General features: G+C 67.0%; 25 protein-coding genes. 1 reads left to right on the top strand and 24 read right to left on the bottom strand.

Annotation, left to right across the window (positions count from 1 at the left end):
• Nucleotides 1-31 precede the first annotated feature (31 nt).
• From HRQ64_RS07110 to HRQ64_RS07015, 21 genes are all read right to left on the bottom strand, one after another.
• Nucleotides 32-793 (bottom strand): glycoside hydrolase family 108 protein, encoded by a 762-nt coding sequence (locus HRQ64_RS07110; RefSeq protein ID WP_172122770.1) that lies wholly within the window; start codon nt 791-793, stop codon nt 32-34.
• Nucleotides 786-4,523, bottom strand: coding sequence for a glycoside hydrolase/phage tail family protein (locus tag HRQ64_RS07105; RefSeq protein ID WP_172122769.1), 3,738 nt, complete (start codon nt 4,521-4,523; stop codon nt 786-788). Before HRQ64_RS07105 ends, HRQ64_RS07110 begins: the two co-directional genes overlap by 8 nt.
• A 46-nt stretch (nt 4,524-4,569) precedes the next feature.
• The gene (locus HRQ64_RS07100) at nt 4,570-4,995 is read right to left on the bottom strand and encodes an NlpC/P60 family protein (protein ID WP_172122768.1); all 426 of its coding nucleotides are present in this window, start codon (nt 4,993-4,995) and stop codon (nt 4,570-4,572) included.
• Nucleotides 4,992-5,882 (bottom strand): DUF2163 domain-containing protein, encoded by an 891-nt coding sequence (locus HRQ64_RS07095; protein ID WP_172122767.1) that lies wholly within the window; start codon nt 5,880-5,882, stop codon nt 4,992-4,994. Before HRQ64_RS07095 ends, HRQ64_RS07100 begins: the two co-directional genes overlap by 4 nt.
• Entirely contained in the window at nt 5,879-6,499 is a 621-nt protein-coding gene (locus tag HRQ64_RS07090; protein ID WP_172122766.1) for a DUF2460 domain-containing protein, read from the bottom strand. Before HRQ64_RS07090 ends, HRQ64_RS07095 begins: the two co-directional genes overlap by 4 nt.
• Before the next feature lie 217 nt (nt 6,500-6,716).
• Nucleotides 6,717-7,271 (bottom strand): phage tail tape measure protein, encoded by a 555-nt coding sequence (locus tag HRQ64_RS07085; protein WP_172122765.1) that lies wholly within the window; start codon nt 7,269-7,271, stop codon nt 6,717-6,719.
• Nucleotides 7,261-7,452 carry a rcc01693 family protein gene (locus HRQ64_RS07080; RefSeq protein WP_172122764.1) on the bottom strand — a complete coding sequence of 64 codons (192 nt, stop codon included), beginning with the start codon at nt 7,450-7,452 and terminating at the stop codon, nt 7,261-7,263. Before HRQ64_RS07080 ends, HRQ64_RS07085 begins: the two co-directional genes overlap by 11 nt.
• Nucleotides 7,449-7,763: a gene transfer agent family protein gene (locus HRQ64_RS07075; protein WP_172122763.1), complete on the bottom strand. Its 315-nt coding sequence runs from the start codon at nt 7,761-7,763 to the stop codon at nt 7,449-7,451. Before HRQ64_RS07075 ends, HRQ64_RS07080 begins: the two co-directional genes overlap by 4 nt.
• 16 nt (nt 7,764-7,779) lie before the next feature.
• Entirely contained in the window at nt 7,780-8,193 is a 414-nt protein-coding gene (locus HRQ64_RS07070; protein WP_172122762.1) for a phage major tail protein, TP901-1 family, read from the bottom strand.
• A 40-nt stretch (nt 8,194-8,233) separates the two neighbouring features.
• The gene (locus tag HRQ64_RS07065) at nt 8,234-8,641 is read right to left on the bottom strand and encodes a DUF3168 domain-containing protein (RefSeq protein ID WP_172122761.1); all 408 of its coding nucleotides are present in this window, start codon (nt 8,639-8,641) and stop codon (nt 8,234-8,236) included.
• Between the two features lie 4 nt (nt 8,642-8,645).
• Nucleotides 8,646-8,987: a phage head closure protein gene (locus tag HRQ64_RS07060; protein ID WP_172122760.1), complete on the bottom strand. Its 342-nt coding sequence runs from the start codon at nt 8,985-8,987 to the stop codon at nt 8,646-8,648.
• Nucleotides 8,984-9,553, bottom strand: coding sequence for a head-tail connector protein (locus tag HRQ64_RS07055; RefSeq protein WP_172122759.1), 570 nt, complete (start codon nt 9,551-9,553; stop codon nt 8,984-8,986). The genes HRQ64_RS07060 and HRQ64_RS07055 overlap by 4 nt, the downstream gene beginning before the upstream one ends.
• A 276-nt stretch (nt 9,554-9,829) precedes the next feature.
• On the bottom strand, nt 9,830-11,056 hold the full coding sequence (locus tag HRQ64_RS07050) for a phage major capsid protein (RefSeq protein ID WP_172122758.1): 1,227 nt from the start codon (nt 11,054-11,056) through the stop codon (nt 9,830-9,832).
• 12 nt (nt 11,057-11,068) lie between these two features.
• The gene (locus HRQ64_RS07045; protein WP_172122757.1) at nt 11,069-11,554 is read right to left on the bottom strand and encodes an HK97 family phage prohead protease; all 486 of its coding nucleotides are present in this window, start codon (nt 11,552-11,554) and stop codon (nt 11,069-11,071) included.
• A complete protein-coding gene (locus HRQ64_RS07040; protein ID WP_172122756.1) occupies nt 11,554-11,700 on the bottom strand; it encodes a hypothetical protein in 147 nt (48 codons plus the stop codon). The genes HRQ64_RS07045 and HRQ64_RS07040 overlap by 1 nt, the downstream gene beginning before the upstream one ends.
• 3 nt (nt 11,701-11,703) lie before the next feature.
• Nucleotides 11,704-11,889, bottom strand: coding sequence for a hypothetical protein (locus tag HRQ64_RS07035; RefSeq protein WP_172122755.1), 186 nt, complete (start codon nt 11,887-11,889; stop codon nt 11,704-11,706).
• 52 nt (nt 11,890-11,941) lie between these two features.
• Nucleotides 11,942-13,099: a phage portal protein gene (locus HRQ64_RS07030; protein WP_172122754.1), complete on the bottom strand. Its 1,158-nt coding sequence runs from the start codon at nt 13,097-13,099 to the stop codon at nt 11,942-11,944.
• A 72-nt stretch (nt 13,100-13,171) separates the two neighbouring features.
• Complete coding sequence (locus HRQ64_RS20360) at nt 13,172-13,294, bottom strand: hypothetical protein (RefSeq protein WP_282567733.1); 123 nt, start codon at nt 13,292-13,294, stop codon at nt 13,172-13,174.
• Nucleotides 13,291-13,521 carry a hypothetical protein gene (locus HRQ64_RS07025; protein WP_172122753.1) on the bottom strand — a complete coding sequence of 77 codons (231 nt, stop codon included), beginning with the start codon at nt 13,519-13,521 and terminating at the stop codon, nt 13,291-13,293. Before HRQ64_RS07025 ends, HRQ64_RS20360 begins: the two co-directional genes overlap by 4 nt.
• Before the next feature lie 99 nt (nt 13,522-13,620).
• Nucleotides 13,621-14,877, bottom strand: a complete 1,257-nt coding sequence (locus HRQ64_RS07020; protein WP_172122752.1) for a terminase family protein — start codon at nt 14,875-14,877, stop codon at nt 13,621-13,623.
• Complete coding sequence (locus tag HRQ64_RS07015; RefSeq protein ID WP_172122751.1) at nt 14,858-15,289, bottom strand: hypothetical protein; 432 nt, start codon at nt 15,287-15,289, stop codon at nt 14,858-14,860. Before HRQ64_RS07015 ends, HRQ64_RS07020 begins: the two co-directional genes overlap by 20 nt.
• Before the next feature lie 99 nt (nt 15,290-15,388).
• Here HRQ64_RS07015 and HRQ64_RS07010 point away from each other — a divergent pair, with 99 nt between their 5' ends.
• The gene (locus HRQ64_RS07010; RefSeq protein WP_172122750.1) at nt 15,389-15,631 is read left to right on the top strand and encodes a KTSC domain-containing protein; all 243 of its coding nucleotides are present in this window, start codon (nt 15,389-15,391) and stop codon (nt 15,629-15,631) included.
• A gap of 109 nt (nt 15,632-15,740) precedes the next feature.
• Here the strand turns inward: HRQ64_RS07010 and HRQ64_RS07005 are convergent, their stop codons facing one another.
• The 3 genes from HRQ64_RS07005 to HRQ64_RS06995 form a co-directional block, all read right to left on the bottom strand.
• A complete protein-coding gene (locus HRQ64_RS07005; protein WP_172122749.1) occupies nt 15,741-17,006 on the bottom strand; it encodes an Hsp70 family protein in 1,266 nt (421 codons plus the stop codon).
• 82 nt (nt 17,007-17,088) lie between these two features.
• Complete coding sequence (locus HRQ64_RS07000; RefSeq protein WP_172122748.1) at nt 17,089-17,721, bottom strand: diguanylate cyclase; 633 nt, start codon at nt 17,719-17,721, stop codon at nt 17,089-17,091.
• Nucleotides 17,722-17,805: 84 nt separating this feature from the next.
• Entirely contained in the window at nt 17,806-18,261 is a 456-nt protein-coding gene (locus tag HRQ64_RS06995; RefSeq protein WP_172122747.1) for a YcgN family cysteine cluster protein, read from the bottom strand.
• Between the last annotated feature and the right edge of the window lie 95 nt (nt 18,262-18,356).

Genomic DNA, 18,356 nt, shown 5'->3' with positions numbered 1-18,356 from the left:
GCTCTCCGGGCCCGCCACGCCGCAACGGGCATTAGGTTGATGCGGCATTGGCCTTGAGGCCGCCGCGACGCAACAACAGCACGGCGATCGCCTCCATCATCAAATGGCCCGCCGAACTGCCTTGCAGCGTCGGAACCTCGAGCCCCAGCGCCTGCGCCAGCCCGGTCAGCAGCATGATTGCCGCCACGATATAGGTCTTGTAGCCACTGAGAAACGTCATACTCGTGCTCCGGTTTTTAGCGGGAATGGGGGCAGCCGGGCTCCAATCGAGCGCCGTCTGCCGGATAGCGGCGACGCGGGCGGTCCAGCCCTTGCCGAACACGGAAAAGGTGGAAAGCTCCGAGAGGAACTGCAGCCGGCGTCCACACAGGGCATCGATCAGTTCGTCCACGCCCTCGCGCGCAACGCGCTGCCCCACCGCCCTTAGGGTGACCGGGCCGACGGCGCCATCCCGCGCCACGCCCAGTTCGGCCTGCAGCGTCTTGACGGCTCGGCTTGGTCCCGAATGAACGGCAAAATCGAACAGCGCCAAGTCTAGCCCCAAGGGCAGCGTGTCAGCGCCGACGGGGGCCCAGTATTGGGCGCGGTAAATCTGCGCCGCTTCGGCCCGGCTCAAATTACGGACAGCCCCGACGGGCAGCGCCGTTGCCGGGCTCACTCCGCGCCAGGCGGCGAGGGTTTGCCGGGTGATGCCCATATTGGTTGCCCCACCGGGATCATCGGGGTGGTCGGCAAAGCCGCCTTCATGGCGCAGCACCTGCGCCAGACACCGCTCGAACTGCTCTTCAGCCACCGAAAACGCCCTCCGCCTTATGGCCTTCGCCCAGCACAGCGCTGAGCTGGCACACCGAAAATTGGAATTGTGCGACCGGACCGCCCCAGTCGCTGAGCTGGTCGGCAAGTGGGTAGCTCCACTGCGCCGCGCCGGTTTCCACGACCCGCCGAACCGCCGTGCCTGCCCGGATCGTGATCCGATAGGCTTCGGGCAGGTGATCAGGCGACGGGGCAAAGCCCTGCCCGCCATTGGCGTCGAGCCGGTGACGCGGCCGCCAGTGCAGCACGATTGCTCCAGTGGCACTATCCCGCTCCGCCGTGAGTTCGGCTGGCGGCAGCGGCAAGGCGGGCGCGCTGGTCACGGCGACATCGAGCTCCGTGCCCGTCAGGTCGCCCGCTCCGGCGTAACAGCGCAGCAGGCGCTCCTGCCCCAGCCATTGCCGCTCAAGCTCCACCCGCCCGACCCGGCCATCCAGCAGCATCGCGGGCGCGCCGGCAGGGGTGTCACCCATCGTGCCAGCGGTGCCCGCCTGTCCGCGCAACAGGCGGTGCAAGCGGAAGTGGCCAGCGCTGAGCAGCTCGGCCTGGGCAAAGCCGATGATCTTCCAGGTTCCTGCCTGGCTTTGCACCGCCAGCTGGTTGGCGCCCGCCAGCACCGCCCCTTCCGCCGCGCTGGCGAGATGGCCGCCATGCAGCCTGAGTTCGACCGTGCTTGTGTCATCCCACAGTCCATCCGCTGCTGCGGGAAGGCTCGCGACCAGTTCGCCCAGAACGGCCGCGCGCGGCAGCTGCGCTACCGGGGCACCGGTGACCTCATCGGCCACAGTGATTACCCCCGGCCAGGGCCGGGCAAAGGCCCCGATCACCAGCCTTGTCGCCAGCGGGTCGGGGCCCAATCCAGGCAGTTGCGCTGCCAGCACCAGTGGCAAGGCGCGGGCCTGCACAGCCTGGCTCGCGGGCGCCCGCTGCTCGCCGACGGTTGTCACCGGCATCGGATGAGGCAGAGTGCGCGCCGTCACCTGCCGCGCCAGCCCATCGCGAATTTCGCTAATCTCGAACGGCCCCTCGGCCAGGCCCGCGATCTGCACGAGATCGCCAGGCTCAAGTGCCAACTGATCGGGCGCGAGGGTGAAGGTTAGGGTTTCGCGCTGGGCAGCCGCTGCTCCCAAGAGGGTTTCGGCAGCCACCCGGGCCCCCGCGCCATCGAGCACCAGCGCCACCGACTGCCCGCTCAGGGGCCCTGCCCCGCTCCGCATCGCCGTCACGGTCCCCGTCAGGTAATCGCGCTCGCGATCCAGATAGGACAGCGCCAGCCGCCCCGGCGCTTCGGCACTATCACCACGCCGGCGCGACAGCACCGGCCCTTCGGCCCGCACCAGCGCATCCGGCTCGATCCTCACCGCCTCCCCGCGCAAGGGGTGGCCGGCATGCAGTCCATCGACGTGGCTGCGCAGGCGCAGGCCGCTCACCTCGAGCACCGGCTCGATCGCCTCACGGCCGGTGCTGGCATCGCCCAGCAGATAGCCCGCCACAAAGGGCAGCGCCGGCTCGGCGGTCAGCGTGACGCCATGCTCGGCCGCGACCGCCGCCAGCAGTTCCTGGCTGCTCGCGCCGCCCAGTCGTCCGGTCAGCCAGTGGCCGGTGCGGTGATTGACGCCGTCGGCCCAAATCTCGTCCAACGCCGGAAAGGCGGGATAAGGCCGGGCATCCCAGGTCCACAGATAAATGCGCCCGACATCCACCATCCCCGCCGGATTGTTGGCCGGGTCGCGCCAGAACCTTTGCTGGGCGCGCAGGAACTGCCGCTGGATCAGCGGATCGGGGGCGCCGCTCGAAAAGAACGGCCGCCCGCTTTCAGCGCTTTTCTCGTCGCCAAAAATATTGGGCTGGTTGGCTCCCTTGTCGACCGCCCCACAGCCCAGTTCGGTGAACCAGATCGGCTTGCTGGCTGGCACCCAGGCCGTGGGCACCCCGTTGCGCACCCCGCCGGGCCGGTCGTGGTGCGGGTTGCTCCACCAAGCCTTGAGGTCCTTGAACCGCCACACCCAGGGCTCGTGATAGGCGCCATCGCTGATGGGCGAGCGGATGCCCGCCTGCCGGTCTGCGTCGCTGGCATAATACCAGTCAAACCCATCCCCACCCGCGATATGACTGGCTAGATAATCGAGATCATACCCACCCGCCGACAGCGCCGCATCGGCATGCCCGGTTCCATCCCGCCAATCGGCGCCCGGCATGTAGTTGTCGATCCCGACCGCATCGATATGGGGCGACGCCCAGAGCGGATCGAGGTGGAAGAACTTCTCGCCCCCGCTGCCGACCCCGCTCCATTCGCTCCAGTCGGCGGCATAGGAGAGCTTGGTTGTGGGCCCCACAATCGCGCGCACCTCGGCCGCCAGCTCAACGAGCTTGGCGACGAAGGGAAAGCTGTTGCCCGGGCCGCGTAGCCCCGTCATCCCCACCAGTTCCGAGCCGATCAGCAGCGCATCGACGCCCCCCACCTCCGCGGCCAGTTCGGCATAGTGGCGCGCCATCTGCGCAAAGCCGGCGTCAAAGAACGCGGCGGCCTGCGCCACAGCTGCGGTGGTGCCAAAGGGCGATCCCGCCTGCCCGGGCGCGGGATCGCAGGTGATCCGGCCGCGCCAGCTATAGGACGGCTGCCCCGTGCCGCCCCAATAAGGATCGGGCAGCGTGTTGCCGACGGGGATGTCCATCATGATGATCGGATAGAGCGTGACCTTGAGGCCCCGCGCTTTGAGGTCGGCAATTGCTGCGAGCACCGCGCTGTCTGCCGGCGTGCCGCCATAAGCGGGCCCGCCATCATGGACCGAGACCACCGGCACATCGTCGCGCTCGAGTCCCATGACGCTCCAGCTCGCCCCCTCGATCACCCGGTCCGCGCTTTCCACCCGCGGACCGACCTTGCAGTGACCCGCCCGCAGATCATCGCCGAACCACGCCACCACCAGCGCCACATGCTCGAGATTGGGGCACAGCGCCGTCAGCTCGTCGAGCGACAGCGTCCAGTTGCTCCGGGTGGTCGACAGATGGGCATTTTCGGCCACTGTCGTGCCCGGCCCCAGCACCCGCACCCGCGGCACCGGGTCATAGCCAAATTCCGTGGCTCCGGGGATCACCGTGATGGCTCGGATATCGCGCTCGAGGTCCCCCACCACCCGGCACAATTCCACTGACAATTGGGGAATGCGGTTGCCGAACCGGCCGAGCGGCAATTGCTCGACCACGAGATAACAAAGCCCCCGATAAGCCGGTGCCGAGCCCTCCCCTTGCGTGGCTTCGATCAGCCCGTCAGGCAGCTGGTCCTCCGTGCCATGGTAAAAGCGCAGCGTCAGCCCTTCGGGGTCCAGCAACTGCCCATCGGCCCAAATCCGCCCGAAATGCTGCACCTCGCCTTCGCAAAAGGCGACGGCAAAACTGGCGGCCACCTCGTCTTCCTCGGCCTGGCGCATGCCCTTGGCGCCCGCCCCTTCACCGGCGAGCAGTTCGAGTTCGCGCGCCCAGATGATGTTGCCCGCGAGCCGTCCCCAGCCATAAAGCCGCGCCACCGCCCCGCCTTCGCTCGAGCCCTGCAGCCGGATATCGGCACCTGCCCCCTTTGGCGCGCGCTCGCCGAACAGCATGCCATCCACCGCGCTGCCGGCGAGCGCGCCTAGCGCCCGGCCCAGCGTCGCGCCAAAGGGCCCGCCCACGAGGCGACCGGCAAATTGGCCAGCCAAAGAAAGCGCCATTGTCGCCATGAGGGCTCCTTGTACTCAAGATCAGATGAAAGCGCGGTCAGTCCGCCGCCGGAAACACGAAGCGTCCGGCCAGGCGCCGCGCCCAGGCTTCGGTCAGATTGGCTTCGACGACGCCCAGGCGTTCCTGAGCATGGATGAAGCGGGTGGGGCTCACCAGAATGCCGCAATGCTTGGCCGGCGCTGCGCCCGCCAATGCGAACAACACAACCTGCCCCGCCTCCAGAGCCGCGGGTGCCGGCAGCAGCCATTGCTCGGCCGCCTGCCGCAACGCCCCCGCATGGCCGGGATCGCGCATGTCGGCCCGATACGGCGGCATCTTGACGGGCTCAGCACCGAGGAGGCTGCGCCACACGCCGCGCAACAGCCCCAGGCAATCGCAGCCCGCGCCCAGGGTCGAGGCCTGGTGCCGATAGGGCGTGCCCAGCCACAGCCGCGCCGCCCCGACCACCAGATCGGGGTTCATCGCACCACCGCCCGGCCATCCAGCGCATCACCCGAGCGGGGATGGCGGAGCACGAAGTCGCTGCCGGGAATATGCGGGAAGCCGCGGAAATTGGCTGAATTGCCGAACTTGTCCCGGCAGCTGGCTAGGCGCCGGTCGCACCCGGCCCAAAGCTCCAGCGCCTCGCCCGGAATTACCCATTCACCGACTGGCGCGGCAAAGCCCAGCACATCCGTGCTGCCCACCCGCGCATGACTAATGACGCGATCGCGCAGGCCAACGCGCCGGCCGCCGCCCCACAGCGCCGTGCCAAAGGCGAACCAGCCCTCGGCAAAGTCTTCGATCCCAGCTACCACCAGCCGGTTGGCATCCTCGATCTTCACCACCGTGGCCTCGGCGCGAAAGGCAGGCGCATCGAGATCGACGCGGCACCTGCCGTCCCCCAGTTCCGCATCGCAGAGCGCGCCATAGATGCGCCCCACCGTCCGGTTGAGCCCGCTTTGGGGTGAGCGCAGTTCGGCGCGAAACACGCCATCCTCGCGCACGATCTCCCCGATCGTGTCGCGCCGCAGCAGCAGTCGCTCCTCGGGTGCGGTCCAGTTCACCCGCCAGGTCTCGACCTCGGCGCCATCAAAGCGCCCGAGCAGAATATCGTCCTCGGTGATGGCATCGGCATGGAGCACACCCAGCACTTCGCTGGTATCCACCCCCGCCCCGAGCCGCGCCGGCGCTTCGCCGCCATCGAGCCCATGGGCGGGCACAAACTGCGTGCCGTCAAACTCGAGGGTCAGATCGTGATCGGTGAAGCCGAGCACCAGCCCATCGCTTCGGGTAATCCGCCAGCAGTGGGCGAGCGTAGTTTCGCCCCCATCAAGATGGGCGGCCAGTCCGGCATCCAGAACTTTCACGGCAAGATCTCCACCAGGGGAATGTCGGGCAGATAGGCGGCATCAAAGCTCGTCAGCTCGACATCGAGCCGATCGGTGTCGAAGCGCACCGGCACATCGAACAGGAACCCCGCCGTGATCGCGGCCCCAGCGGCTGGGGCCACGGCAAATTGCACCACGCCAGTTGCTGCATCGCAGCTCCAGCCGCTGGTGCGCTCCACCCCGCCCACCGACAACCGCACCGTGCCCGCCACCGGCTTGGTGATAGGGCGCAGATAGGGATCGAAATTGGCGCCATAGCGCTTGCACAAGGCGAACTTGGTGCGCACGCCGTCGCCGGTGCCGATGGTCTGGTCGAGCGGCCCTGGCGGGTCGCCGCCCGAGGAATGATCGAGCCCGTCCCGCCACAAGAAGCCATGCAGGCGCCCGCGCCGTTCCTCGAAGAACTGCAGCACGGCCTGCATATCGGCGCGCGATTTGACGCCATAGCCGGCATTGAAGCGCCGCCGTGACTGCGCCCAGCGCCCATTGCGCGCTTCCCCGCCACCGGCGAGCTGCACCACATCGGTCCTGCGCTCCGGCCCACCCCGCGCCCCCAGCGCAATATCGAGCGGAAAGCGAACGGGGTGAATGGCCATGAACGGCTCCTTGCGTTACACCGAGGTCCCCTCTCCGGTCCCTACCAGGACAGGAGCGACGGAGCCTTGCAGACGGAAAAGGACTGGATGACTGAGAGGCCTCCCTCCCCCTTGAGGGGAGGGCCGGGGTGGGGGTCCTGCAGCTTGGTCATCAAAGCCCGAGAGGATCCCTCCCTTAGAAGACCCTTCCAGGCGCCCGGAGACCCAAAACGCCCCCTCAACTCCCCCGGCTGCCCCGCCGCACTGCCCGTAACAGCATGGCGCTCACCTCCGCCTCGCTTTGCACGAAACTGCGTGCATCGCTCGCACTCACATTGAAGGTCACCTGCACCGGCCCACCGCCGGCACCGGCCGCAACCCCCAGCCGCCCGTCGGCGCCCCGCTGCAGGGGCATGATCGCTTCGGGTCCCGCTTCCCCGGCCAGCCCCAGCCCACCGCGCAGGGGGAAAAAGCTAGGGCTCGCGATCACCCCACCCTTGGCAAAAGGGGTGACCCCGCCCAAGGCCGGGTTGGTGGCGGTGAAGAGATTTTCGACAAGGCCCCCCAGCATGTTGCCCAGCGGCTTGATCGCGGCCTTGAGCGCCAAATCGGCAAAGGCGCGGGCGATGTCGCCCAGCACGCTCTTGAACGACTTGCCATCGCTGAGCGCCCCGCGAAACGCCGTGCTGATCGAGCGCGCCACCCCATCGGCCAGCGCGCCGATGCGCTCCAGCTCGAGCGACACACTGCCGAGCTCGTCGCCGAAGCTGTCGGGAAAAAGGTCATCGGCCATCGGGATAGCGCTCCATCAATTGCTCGAGTTCTGGGCGCCCCGGCGCCACCCGCCCCTCGCCAAGCAAGGCGCGGTGAGCAGCTGCCAGTTCGCGCGGCGTCAGAGCCCAGAATTGCGCCGGCGCCAGGCGCAGCACGCCAAAGCCAAACCCCATCGCGGCGTCCCAGGGGAATGGCGTCATGTCGCGTCCCCAAAAGTCGCGCGCAGCAGGCGGGCCGCGATCTCGGCGGCGCCTTTGAGCCCGCCCTCGAATGCCATGCCAGCCAGTTGCTCGTCGCTGACGGCATTGCCGCCACCGCGCAGCCCTGCCCCCAGGATCGCGAGGAGATCGCGTGCCGACACCCGCCCGCCCTCGAAGCGCTCGGCCAAGCCGACGAGGTCCCCGGCCTGCAATCGCGCTTCCAATTCCGCCAACGCCCCCAGCGTCAGGCACAGCACCCGCCGCTCGCCGCCGATCGTGGCGTCGATCTCGCCCCGCTGCTCAATCGCCATTGCTCTCTCCCCCAAGCTAGACCGCGGCAAAACTGAGCTCGCCCGCGCTTTCCAGCGCCAGCTCGAAGGTCACTTCCCCCGCATGATCGCCCGCCCATTCCAGCGCCACGATCTGGAACGGCCCGGTCACGGTGCCGAAGTCGGGGATCAGCAGCTGCCAGTTGCGGATGGTGCCGCCAAAGAACAGCGTTCGGATCTGCGCGTCCGAAGCGCCATCCTTGAAGATGCCCGAGCCCGAAACGGAAGCGCGCTTGATCCCGCCGCCAGCGAGCAATTCGCGCCAGCGTCCGGCGCTTTCGCTGTCAGTGGTGTCCACCGCCGCGGCATTGAGCGCCAACTGGCGGGTGCGTAGTCCCGCCACCGTCAGAAAACTGCCCGATCCGGTTTGGTCGAGCTTCAGCAACATGTTCTTGCCGCTCTGGGCCGCCATGCAAAATCTCCCCGAAAATGGTGAAAGGGCCGCGACCGGCTCAGCCGGTCGGCTCGGTAAAAAAGCGCAGCGTGATCGCTGCCCTTGCCTGGCCGGTCTTGGTGTCGATGGTGCTGTCGGTGCGTTGATGGGCGCGGTGGGTCACCAGCAAGCCGGGGCTCTCCAGCGCTGCCCCCAGCGCCACGGTCACCGTGCGTTCGGCCAGCGCCAGCACCGCACGCCGGCTCGGCTCGCCCCACCAGATATGGAGCCGCAACCGATGCTCGAAGCCGGGCGCGGCATCACCGTCGCGCGCCAACACGTCGTGGCGCAGCACAACGATAAAGGGCGGCGCCCGCCCTTTGGGGGGCGCGTCCACCACCCCGTCAGGTCCCAGTTGCGCCAGCAAAGCGGGATCGGCGAGCCAGGCCGCCACCAGCGCCCCCTGCAAGATCGTGATCGGGTGCATGGTTTCAGCCCGCCCTGGCCAGTTGCGTGCAGGCGCAGCTGAGAAAGGCGCGCTTGCCATTGAGATCACCCGCGCTCACCACTTCGAGCGGCTGGCCACGATAAATGATGCGGTCGCCCGGCCCCAGATCCCGGCGAAAGCGCAATACCACGGTGTGAGAGATGACCACGACGCGGCCATCGGCGCTTTGGCCTTCCCGACCGGCATGGCTGCGCACCCGCGCCCAGGCATTGCCGAGCGGCATGAGGAGGCTCGCATGCCCGCCCCCGCCTTCCTCGACTAGTTCGCGGCGCTTGAGGGTTACCCGGTCCGTCAGCGTGCCGACCGGTGGCACCCGCTCGCTCATAGCAGCACTCGCTTGTATCGCTGCACCAGCCGGTCGAACCCGCTCGGCACCACCGCGCCGGACCCCGCAATGATCACCGCATCGCGGTGCTCGAACCAGTGCGCCACCAGCACCAGCAGCGCCTGGCGGATATCGGCAGGCACATCTTCCGGCTCGGTGCCAAAGCCTGCGACATAGTCGATCTCGAGCCCCTGCTGCTCGCGCAGCCGGGGCATGCCGCTGACGGTGGCAGGCAGGAGCAGCCGGTCGGGCTCGCTCAAAAACTGCGCCAGCGCGATGGGATGCAACCCGCCGGCATCATCGACCGCATTGATGTCGAGCAGGCTGATAAAGGGGGTGACCGGCAGCCGCACGCAGCGGGTTGTCGGCCAGTCGTCGAGCACAATGCGCCAGGTCTGGGCGAGGAGCGCGCGCCCCGTCACCCCTTCCAAATGCACGCGCGCCGCACCGATCAGGGTGGTGATCAGCGCATCTTCGGCGCCATCGTCGACCCGCAGGAAAGCCTTGGCCTCGGCAAGCGAAACCGGCTCCTCCGCGGGCCCCGCGAGAAGATAGGACGTCATCATTGATTGCCTTGTGGTTGGTTTGCCGAATGGCCAGTCGACACCCTCCCCCTTGTGGGGGAGGGATCAAGGGTGGGGTGTGGAGGGCGAGGGTGCTCCGGCAGCGCACCGATCTGCCTCACACTGAATTTGGCTATCCAGGCCCCAACAGTACGGCACCCTAAAGTCCGTCAGCCTGAGTCAGATGGGGTGGAGGCGCGAGCACCGGCGCGCAGCGTACTTGAGTACGTGAGCACCGGAGCGCAGAGCCTCCGCCCTAGCTGGCCAGGCTCACAGACTTTACGCGGTGGCGAATTTCAGGAGCTTGCTCGCGTCAAAATCCGCAATCCCGCCGCCCACGCGTTTGGTGGTGTAAAACAGCACATAGGGCTTGCTCGAGAAGGGATCGCGCAGAACGCTCACCCCCTGGCGATCAACGATCAGATAGCCGCGGCGGAAATCGCCAAAGGCGACCGAGAACGAATTGGCCGCCATGTTGGGCATGTCCTCGGCTTCCACGAGGTCAAAGCCCATGAAGCGCGCCTTGCCTTCGGCCGATGCCGCGGGCTGCCAGAGATAGTTGCCGTCAGCATCCTTGAGCTTGCGCAGCGCGCCCTGCACCTTGCGGTTCATCACCCAGCTGGCGTTCTGGCGGTACCCGGCCTTGAGCGCATAAACCAGGTCAATCAGCACGTCGCTGGCATTGCTGGCCGGCAGCGCCCCGGCGACGCCGGTAGCGAGATAGCCCAGGTTGCCCCAGCTCCAATTGGCTTCCGCCACGGTGGGCGCGGCAAGAAAGCCCTTGGGCTTGTTGACGCCATCGCCGTTGACGAAGGCCGTGGTTTCCTGGGCGGCGAAGGCGGCGTTGACCTCCTCGGCGATCCACTGCCCCACATCCACTGCCGCATCGTCCAGAAACGATGCGGTCGCGGCCGGCATGGCGTAAAGCTCCATCGTGGGGTAGCTCAGCTCCGCCAGCACCGGGCTCGCGGTGGTGGGCCGCGCCCCCGTTTCCCCGACCCAGCCCACAGTCGGCCCGGTCAGCGAAATGGGCCGCTTGTAAACCGCGCTCGATACCTGGCGCACCCCGGCAATGGCGCGAATGGGCGAAACGGCCGTCATCAACCGCCCGATCTCGATCTCGGTCTGGGTCGGCACGATATAGCCGCCATCGGCGCCAACGCCGCTCGAGAGCGCCTTTTCCTCGCCCCGCTTCACATAGGCCGAAAAGGCCTGCTTGTATTCGCCGCCCTCCTCCGTGCCAGCCTGGCCATCAAGGGCCGGCCGCGCCCGCTCGGCCAGGGCCCGGTCCATGGCCTGCTTTTGCCCGTCGAGCACGGCATTGAGCCGGTCGAGCTTGCCCTCGAGCAAGCCATCGGCCGCGCCGCGCTGTTCCAACTCGCCCAGGCGCTGGTCATTGGTGCGCTTGAATTCCTCGAAGGCCGAGGAGAAGTCGGCGAACAGGGCCGCGACATCGCCGCCGGTGCCCGCCTTGGTTTCCATTGCCTGCTGCTCGATACGGTCCATGCCGTGTCCTTTTCAGTTACTGCGAAGGGTTTGCGTCGCCGCCATGATGGCCGCGCCGGTGGTCAGCTCGTGCGAGCGCGCGATCCGCGCCTCCTCGAGCATGGGAAAGGTGACGATCGAGATTTCGAACAGCTCGATCTGCCAGAGCCGGCGGTGTCCGCTCGGTCGGTCGCGGGTGGCTTTGACGGTGCGAAAGCCGATGGACAGGCCATCGAGCGCTCGCGCCTCGATCAGCCGGCGCAGCGCGTCAGCGCGCGGCACCCCGCCCACGAGGCGCCCGGCAACAAACAGGCCGTGGCTGTCCTCGCCAATGGTTTCCCAGATGCCCACCGGCTCGGTGGGGTCGTGCTGGAACAACAGCCGGATGCGCTCGCGCCGCTGCTTGAGGCTGCGCGCAAAGGCCCCGGGCATGACGATGTCGCCCCCGCCATCGAGCCGGCCGAAGAGGCTGGCATAGCCGGAAAAACGCCCATCACCGTCGATCGGAATGGCTGCCATCAGCGCTTGCCGCCGCCCGCATCCTTGCGGGGCGTGGGCTGGGCCGGGCGCTCGCCCGATTTGCCGGTGGCGAGCGTGCCGGCCAGGTTCCAGGCAAATTGCCGGAAGGTGTGCTGTGCTTGCCCGCGGCTTGGTTTGGCGGCCATGGGTCAGTCTCCCTTTTTGAACAGGCGGTTGAGGTTGGCGATTTCGGTGACGAAGTCATTGAACCGGCGATTGGCCGCGGCCAGCTCCTTGAGCGTCCACACCAGCAGCGTGCTGGAACTGGTCGCCCACAGGAACAGCGCTAAATGCGCCAGATCCCCCCGCTCCACGACGGTTTTGGTCAGGTCCATTGCGTTCTCCCGAGGATCGGAAAGGTTGGGTCTGGCGGAGGGCAGTGGCCGCCTAGTCGACGCCCAGCATGGCCCGCTTCTCCGCAGCGCTGAGAAAATCGGCGCCGCCCACCCGCGCCCACAGCGCCGTCCGATCTTCGGAAAGCGCTTCCACCCCGTCGAAATCGGGGGTGATGACCGCTCCGCCAAAGGCCGGCGCCAGCCAATTGCTGAGATCGTCGGCCACCCGCACGACGAGCGGGATCAGCGTTTGCCGCCACAAGGCGCGGTTGGCTTCGGCCATGTTCGCATAGGTGTTGTCGCCCGGAATGCCGAGCAGCATGGGCGGCACACCAAAAGCGAGCGCAATGTCGCGCGCCGCGGCGTGCTTGGCCTCGATGAAGTCCATGTCGCGGGGCGACAGGGCGATGGTTTTCCAGTCGAGCCCGCCTTCGAGCACCATGGGGCGGCCGGCATTGGCGGCCCCCGCGAACCCGGCCTCAAGTTCGGCCTTGAGGCGGTCGAACTGATCGGGGCTCAGATTGCCGGCAGCGCTCGAATACACCAGCGCCCCGGAGGGTCGAGCGGCATTGTCGAGCAGCGCCTTGTTCCACTCCCCCGCGGCATTGTGGATGTCGAGGCTGGTTTGCGCGGCCTCCAGAGGCGCCATCCCATAATGGTCGTCGGCGGGATGAAACAGCGCCATATGCAACACGGCCGGCAGCGGCGCCCCATCCTGGCGCAGCCGCACCGTGCGCCCGCCGGCGGTATAGTCGTAAGCCACCGGCCAGCCATCGCTGCCCGCCACCACTTTCATGCGGTCGGGCCGCAGGCAAAACAGCCCGCGCACCTGCCCCTCCACTACCGCGGCCTGCAGATAGGCATTGCCCGCGGTTTGGAGATACGCATAAACCGCCTCGAGCATCTCCCCGCCCGATTGGCGCCCATTGGGCCGCCCGAGCAATCGCGCCAACGGATGGTCGTCGAGCTTTTGCCCGCCCTCGCTCACCACCAGCGGCACGCGATTGGCCGCTTCGGCGATCAGCCGGATGCAGCGATAGACGACGGGATTGCGGGCAAAACCCTGGTTGACGAGGCTGCCAAAGCCGCGCCCGCTCCAATTGGCGGCCCCAAGCTGGCTGAAACTGAGCATAGTGTGCCCACCGCTTTCCTTGCGTTCAGGAGGCGTGTTTGTGCGCCCGCCGGCGAGGCGGTTGAACCAGTTGGCCATCGGATGTCCTTGAAAACAGAAAACCCCGAAGCGGGGCTCCGGGGTCGGCTTAGATCTGCGGTGGTTGGTGGCTTATTTGGTCGGGCGCGGCTCGTGCATGTCTGCATCGCGGCCATGCAGCCAATAGGCCACGCCGCCCATGCCCGCGACCAGCGCCGGCAAGATCAGGAATGCAAAAACTTCCAGAAATGTCATGGCTTCAACCGTCCCAAAGTTAGCCTCGCCACAATATGTAGTATCGCTGCCGCAGAAAGCCAACTGATCGTGCCCAGAACAAACGCCCAACTGGCCATCGCTGTTCCGGTCGCACCATAAACGATCGCCGCCACCGGCGCAAATACGCCGACCGTCAGGCATGCGGTGGATGCCCGATCCATGGCATTGGCGAGCAGTTTCGTCCGCTCGTTGAAGATCAAACTCAAGGCGATTCCTCCCCTTACCCAGATTGCCCGAACGGGGCGGCGACGCAACACAGCGTCGTGCCTCCCCCGCGGGCTGGCTAATGGTCCGCAACAATCAACCTACAAACCGCGTATCCGCGGCCGCACCCCTTCGGCCAGCAGCAGTTCGGTGAGCGCCCACACCAGCGCATCCACCCGGTCGGGCGAATGGCCGTTGCTGCGCCCATCGGCGCCAAAGGCACACATCTCGTCCTCGAGCGCGTCCAGCCCCTTGGCATGGCTGACCAGCCCCCGGCCATAGAGCGCGGCCACGGGTTCCGCGCGCAGCCACTTGCCCCGGCTCGCGCGCACTTCGCGCACCGGCACCAGCGGGTCGACTTGCGCCAGCACCGAGCGCACGAGATCGCCGCCCTGGTTGACCTCGACCAGGATGGCGTCGGCTCGGCTGGCTTCGTAGGCCGCCACGGCCCGCCGGGCCCAGACCAATGGCGCCGCAGCCTTGACTGTATGGTCAGCCAACACCACCGCCCCCTCGCCCACCTGCCCCGCCACCACAATGCCGCATGCATCGGACCGGGCGGTACCGGTCACCGGCGGATCCACCGCCACGATCAAGCGGCTGGGTGTCCGCCCGTCATAGGGGCGAAACATGCTCCGTTGCCAGAGCGCATCGGGCAGATCCTCGATCATCTCGCCATCCAGTTCCTGGCGCCCCAGCACCGAGCCTTCGTAGCGCCCCACCACCGCGCTCAGGAATTGCGGAGCCAGATGCTTGGCATTTTCGTTCGTGCGCATGCGGGTCACGACACAAAGCGGATCGGCCAGCAGGCGCTTGAGGAGCCGCGTCGGCGCGGGCGTGGTCGTCGCCAATTGGCGCGGCCAGTCGCCCAGGCGTAAGCCGAATTGCAGCATGTCCCAGGCCGCTTCCGCATCGGGCCATTTCGCGATCTCGTCGCACCAGGCCGCCGCCCATTGCGGCCCACGAAACCGATCAGGGTCGGAGGCGGACATCAGATGTGCCTCGCTGCCATTGGGCCAAGTGAGCACCGTGCCCTTGAGGGTTGGCCGCTCGGCCCGGGCATGCACGGCCAAGAGCCCACTTTCCCCCTTCACCATCACCGCCATGGCTTCGGTCATGGTTTCACCCACCAGCGCAATGGGAGACACCCCACTTTGCGCCAGTTGCTTGACCCATTCGGCGCCGGCCCGCGTCTTGCCCGAACCTCGCCCACCCAGCAGCAGCCAGGTCGTCCATTCGCCATCAGGGGGCAATTGCGCCGTCCGCGCCCAGGCCGGCCAGTCCAGCAACAGCTTCCTCGTCGAAACGTCGCCCAGCTTGGCGGCGGCTTTTTGCAGCTCAGCCTTTGGTGAGAGCATCGATGCGCTTGGCCAGCTTGCGTCTGAGGTCCTGCATTTCGCGCGTTTCGGCGTCGTCCACCTTGCCGGCGCGCTCGGCCTTTTGCATGGCGATCAATTCCTTGAGGTTTTTCGCGAGGCCGCCCAGCACATTGACTTCCTTGTCCACGCCGCCACCCATGCTTTGCTCCAGTCCGTCCAGTTGGGCTTCCAGCAGCGCCAGAAGCTTGTTGATCAGGATATTGCGATCGGTCACCTCGCCATCGGGCCGCTCCCAACGCGACTTCCAGGCCCGCTCCAGCAGCTGCGCCATGGGCACGCCATGCTTGCGGCAGATCGCGTTGCGGGTGAGCGCCAGTTCCTCGTAATCGATCCGCACCGCGGGCCAGTCGATCTCGAGGCCCGGCAGGGCTGCCGTGCTTGGTTCATCCATCAATGACTCATTTGTGAATCGATCTTAACTTTTATGCGGAACGGCTTGAATCCTCGCCGGATTCACTCGGGCGGAACACGCAGGCCCCGGGAGGCTCCGATGTCGTCCGCCATTCGCCATATCCATTACAAACCCGAGCTGAGAGAGCTATCGGTGTGGTTCGGCCCCGAGGGACGGCGCTACAAATATGCCGATGTGCCGCTCGAGGTATTCAACGCCTTTGCCGAGGCTCCCTCGCGCGGCAAATTCTTCAACAGCCAGATCCGCGGCCATTACCCCGCCGCCCTCGTGGACCCCAGTGAAAAGCGGATGCGGCGCTGGCAGGCGATCCGCTCGGCCTGAAAGCCTTGCTGCCGCCCCCCGTTTCACCCACTTTTCTGATCATGGCATAACCATACCATCCCAGCGTCACGCGGGGATAAGTTGTTCGGCCGGAGCTATCGAAAAGACTTCAGCAGGCCGGACCGAACCGGCGCGCCGCATCGAGCGCAAGGCCCAGCCCAACGCTGCCCAGTACATTGGTGCGCACGAGTTCGGCCTGCGGAAACAGCGCTTCGAGCCGCCCGGCAATGGCGGGCACCTGGGTGGAGCCGCCGGTCAGGATCAGGCTATCGATGCCCTCGGGCCCCACGCCGGCCTGGCGCAGCACTTCGGCGATCGCCCGCTCCAGCCGCTCGCCCGAGCCGGCGAGAATGTCGAACAGCTCGCCGCTGCCGATATCGGTTTCGATGCTTCCGTCGCGCACGGGAAAGCTGAACCGGGTTTCCGGCTCGCTCGAGAGCGCGATCTTGGCCGCTTCCACCGCCCCCACCAATTGGTGCCCCAGCCGGTCCTCGACCACCCCGATCAGCGCTTCGACCTTTTGGGGCTCGCGCGCTTCGCGGGCGGTGCCGCGCAGGTCGCGCAGGCTTTGGGTGGTGTAAAGCCGGTTGATCCGGTGCCAGGTCGCCAGTTCATGATAGGGCGCCACCGGCAGGAAGCGCTTGCCGTCCTTGGTTTGCGTGCCCAGCCCCAGATGCGGCATCACCTTGGCGACGGCCAGCAAGCGGTCGAAATCGGTGCCGCCGAGATGCACGCCGCCGGTCGCCAGAATATCGTCGCCCCGCTCGGCCCGCCGCGCCCGCTCGGGCCCGACCCGCACCAGCGAAAAGTCCGAGGTACCGCCGCCCAGATCAACGATCAGCGCCAGCTGCTCGCGCACGACGCCCCGCTCGAAATCGAGGGCGGCGGCAATGGGCTCGAACTGGAACGCGATCTCGGCAAAACCCTGCGCCCGCGCGGCCGCTTCCAGCTGGTCCTGCGCTTGGCGGTCCGCCACCGGATCGTCATCGACAAACTGCACCGGCCGGCCTAGCACCACCTGCTCGACCGGTTCGCCCAGCGCCAGTTCGGCACGCCGCTTGAGCTCGGCGATAAAGATCCCAAGGATCTCGTCGAACCCCATGCTGCGCGCCTTGATGCGGGTTTTTTCGGCAAAAAGACTGGTGCCCAGCACGCTCTTGAGCGAACGCATCAGCCGCCCTTCGGCGCCCGAGACATATTGCGCCACTGCCGCCCGCCCGAACTGCACCGGCTCGTCATCGAACGGGAAGAACAGCACGCTGGGGATGGTTTCGTTGGCGCCTTCCAGCGGCAACAGATGCGGCACGCCGTTCGCGTCCACCCGCGCAAAAGTCGAGTTGGACGTGCCAAAATCGAGGCCACAAGCGTGTATCATTGGAAAATAACCGAAGCCGAGCGCGGGGGGAAAAGCGGGGACGGCTTCCTTAAGGGCTTAGCGGGCCGAGGGGAACCCTCCCCTATGCCGCACGCCGGTTGGTCGCACGCAACTCGGCCACCGCAATTCGCGCCAGGCCGCCGCGTTGCGCCTTATGCAAGCCGTTGGCGGCCCTGCGCAGGGCTTCGCCCGCGGGCCGATGCTCGGGCGCCGCGCTGACAACGCCAATGCTGGCGGTCACCACTCCGGCATGGCTGTCCTTGTGGCTATAGCGGCAGCCGCGCACCGTGCCCACCAGGTGGCGCGCCAGCTTGCGGGCCGCGCGCCGCTCGACGCCCGGCAGCAGCACCAGATACTGGCTGGGTCCAAAGCGCAGGAACCCGACTTCCCCCCTTGGCAGCGCCGCGCTGATGGCTTCGCCCACCAGCACCGCGCAATCCTCGGCAACTTTGGGCCCATAGGCGGCGAGATATTCATCCTTGCGATCAAGCGCAATCAGCAGGAGGCTCACCGGCCCGCGCGCCTCCAAGGCCGCGCGCCAGGCCCAGTCGAGCGCCGCCTCCGCCTGCGGATCGACCGCCGGGCGCGACAGCGTTACGAGCTTGCTGCCCTTCTGGGTGGCGAGGCGCGACCATGTGCGCGTCAGGCTCTCGAGCCCCGCGCGCACCCGATCCCAATACAGCCCTGTATCGCCGCCCGAAAGAAGGTCGGTCATGCCCGGCTCCATGCCTTGTTGTCCTGCCGCCTAGTTGCACGAAGCATGGTTAAGGCGGCGTCAGCTTGCATGGTGAACGGAGTGTTAAAGGCTCTCGGGCGGCTCCCATTCGGGCCAATCCACCGCATGTTCTTCCCATTCGTCGGGCGCCACCGAGCGCTCGTCAAAGGTGCGCCCCTTAACCGAGACGCCGACATCCACCACTGTCTGCGGATCGCCCGAGATCAGCGGATGCCACCAGGCCAGTCCCTTGCCCTCGGCCAGCCGCCGATAGGCGCAGGTCGTGGGGATCCACTTGATCTCGGTCACATTGGTCGGGGTCAGCTTAATGCAGTCGGGAACAATGGCCTGCCGGCCGGGATAGTTGGTGCAGGCGCAGCTGTCGCCATCGAGCAGCTGGCAGCGCACATCGGAGGTTATCAACAGCCCGCTGTCTTCATCCTCGAGCTTGATCAAACAGCAACGACCGCACCCGTCGCAGAGCGCTTCCCACTCGGCGTCGTTCATTTCTGCGAGCGTTTTTTCTTCCCAGAAGGCCATGCGATCCTAGTGCTTGGTTGAGCGTGTTGCGGGTTTGCCCTTGCGGGCGCGGCGACGCAATCATATTCCAGCGATTGTGTTGCCTTGCGGTGCAA

The organism is Devosia sp. 919 (assembly GCF_013185965.1).
In the GTDB taxonomy this organism is placed as follows: domain Bacteria; phylum Pseudomonadota; class Alphaproteobacteria; order Rhizobiales; family Devosiaceae; genus Devosia.
Note: the sequence above shows the minus strand (reverse complement) of the source record. Positions and strands in the feature narration are given on the sequence as shown.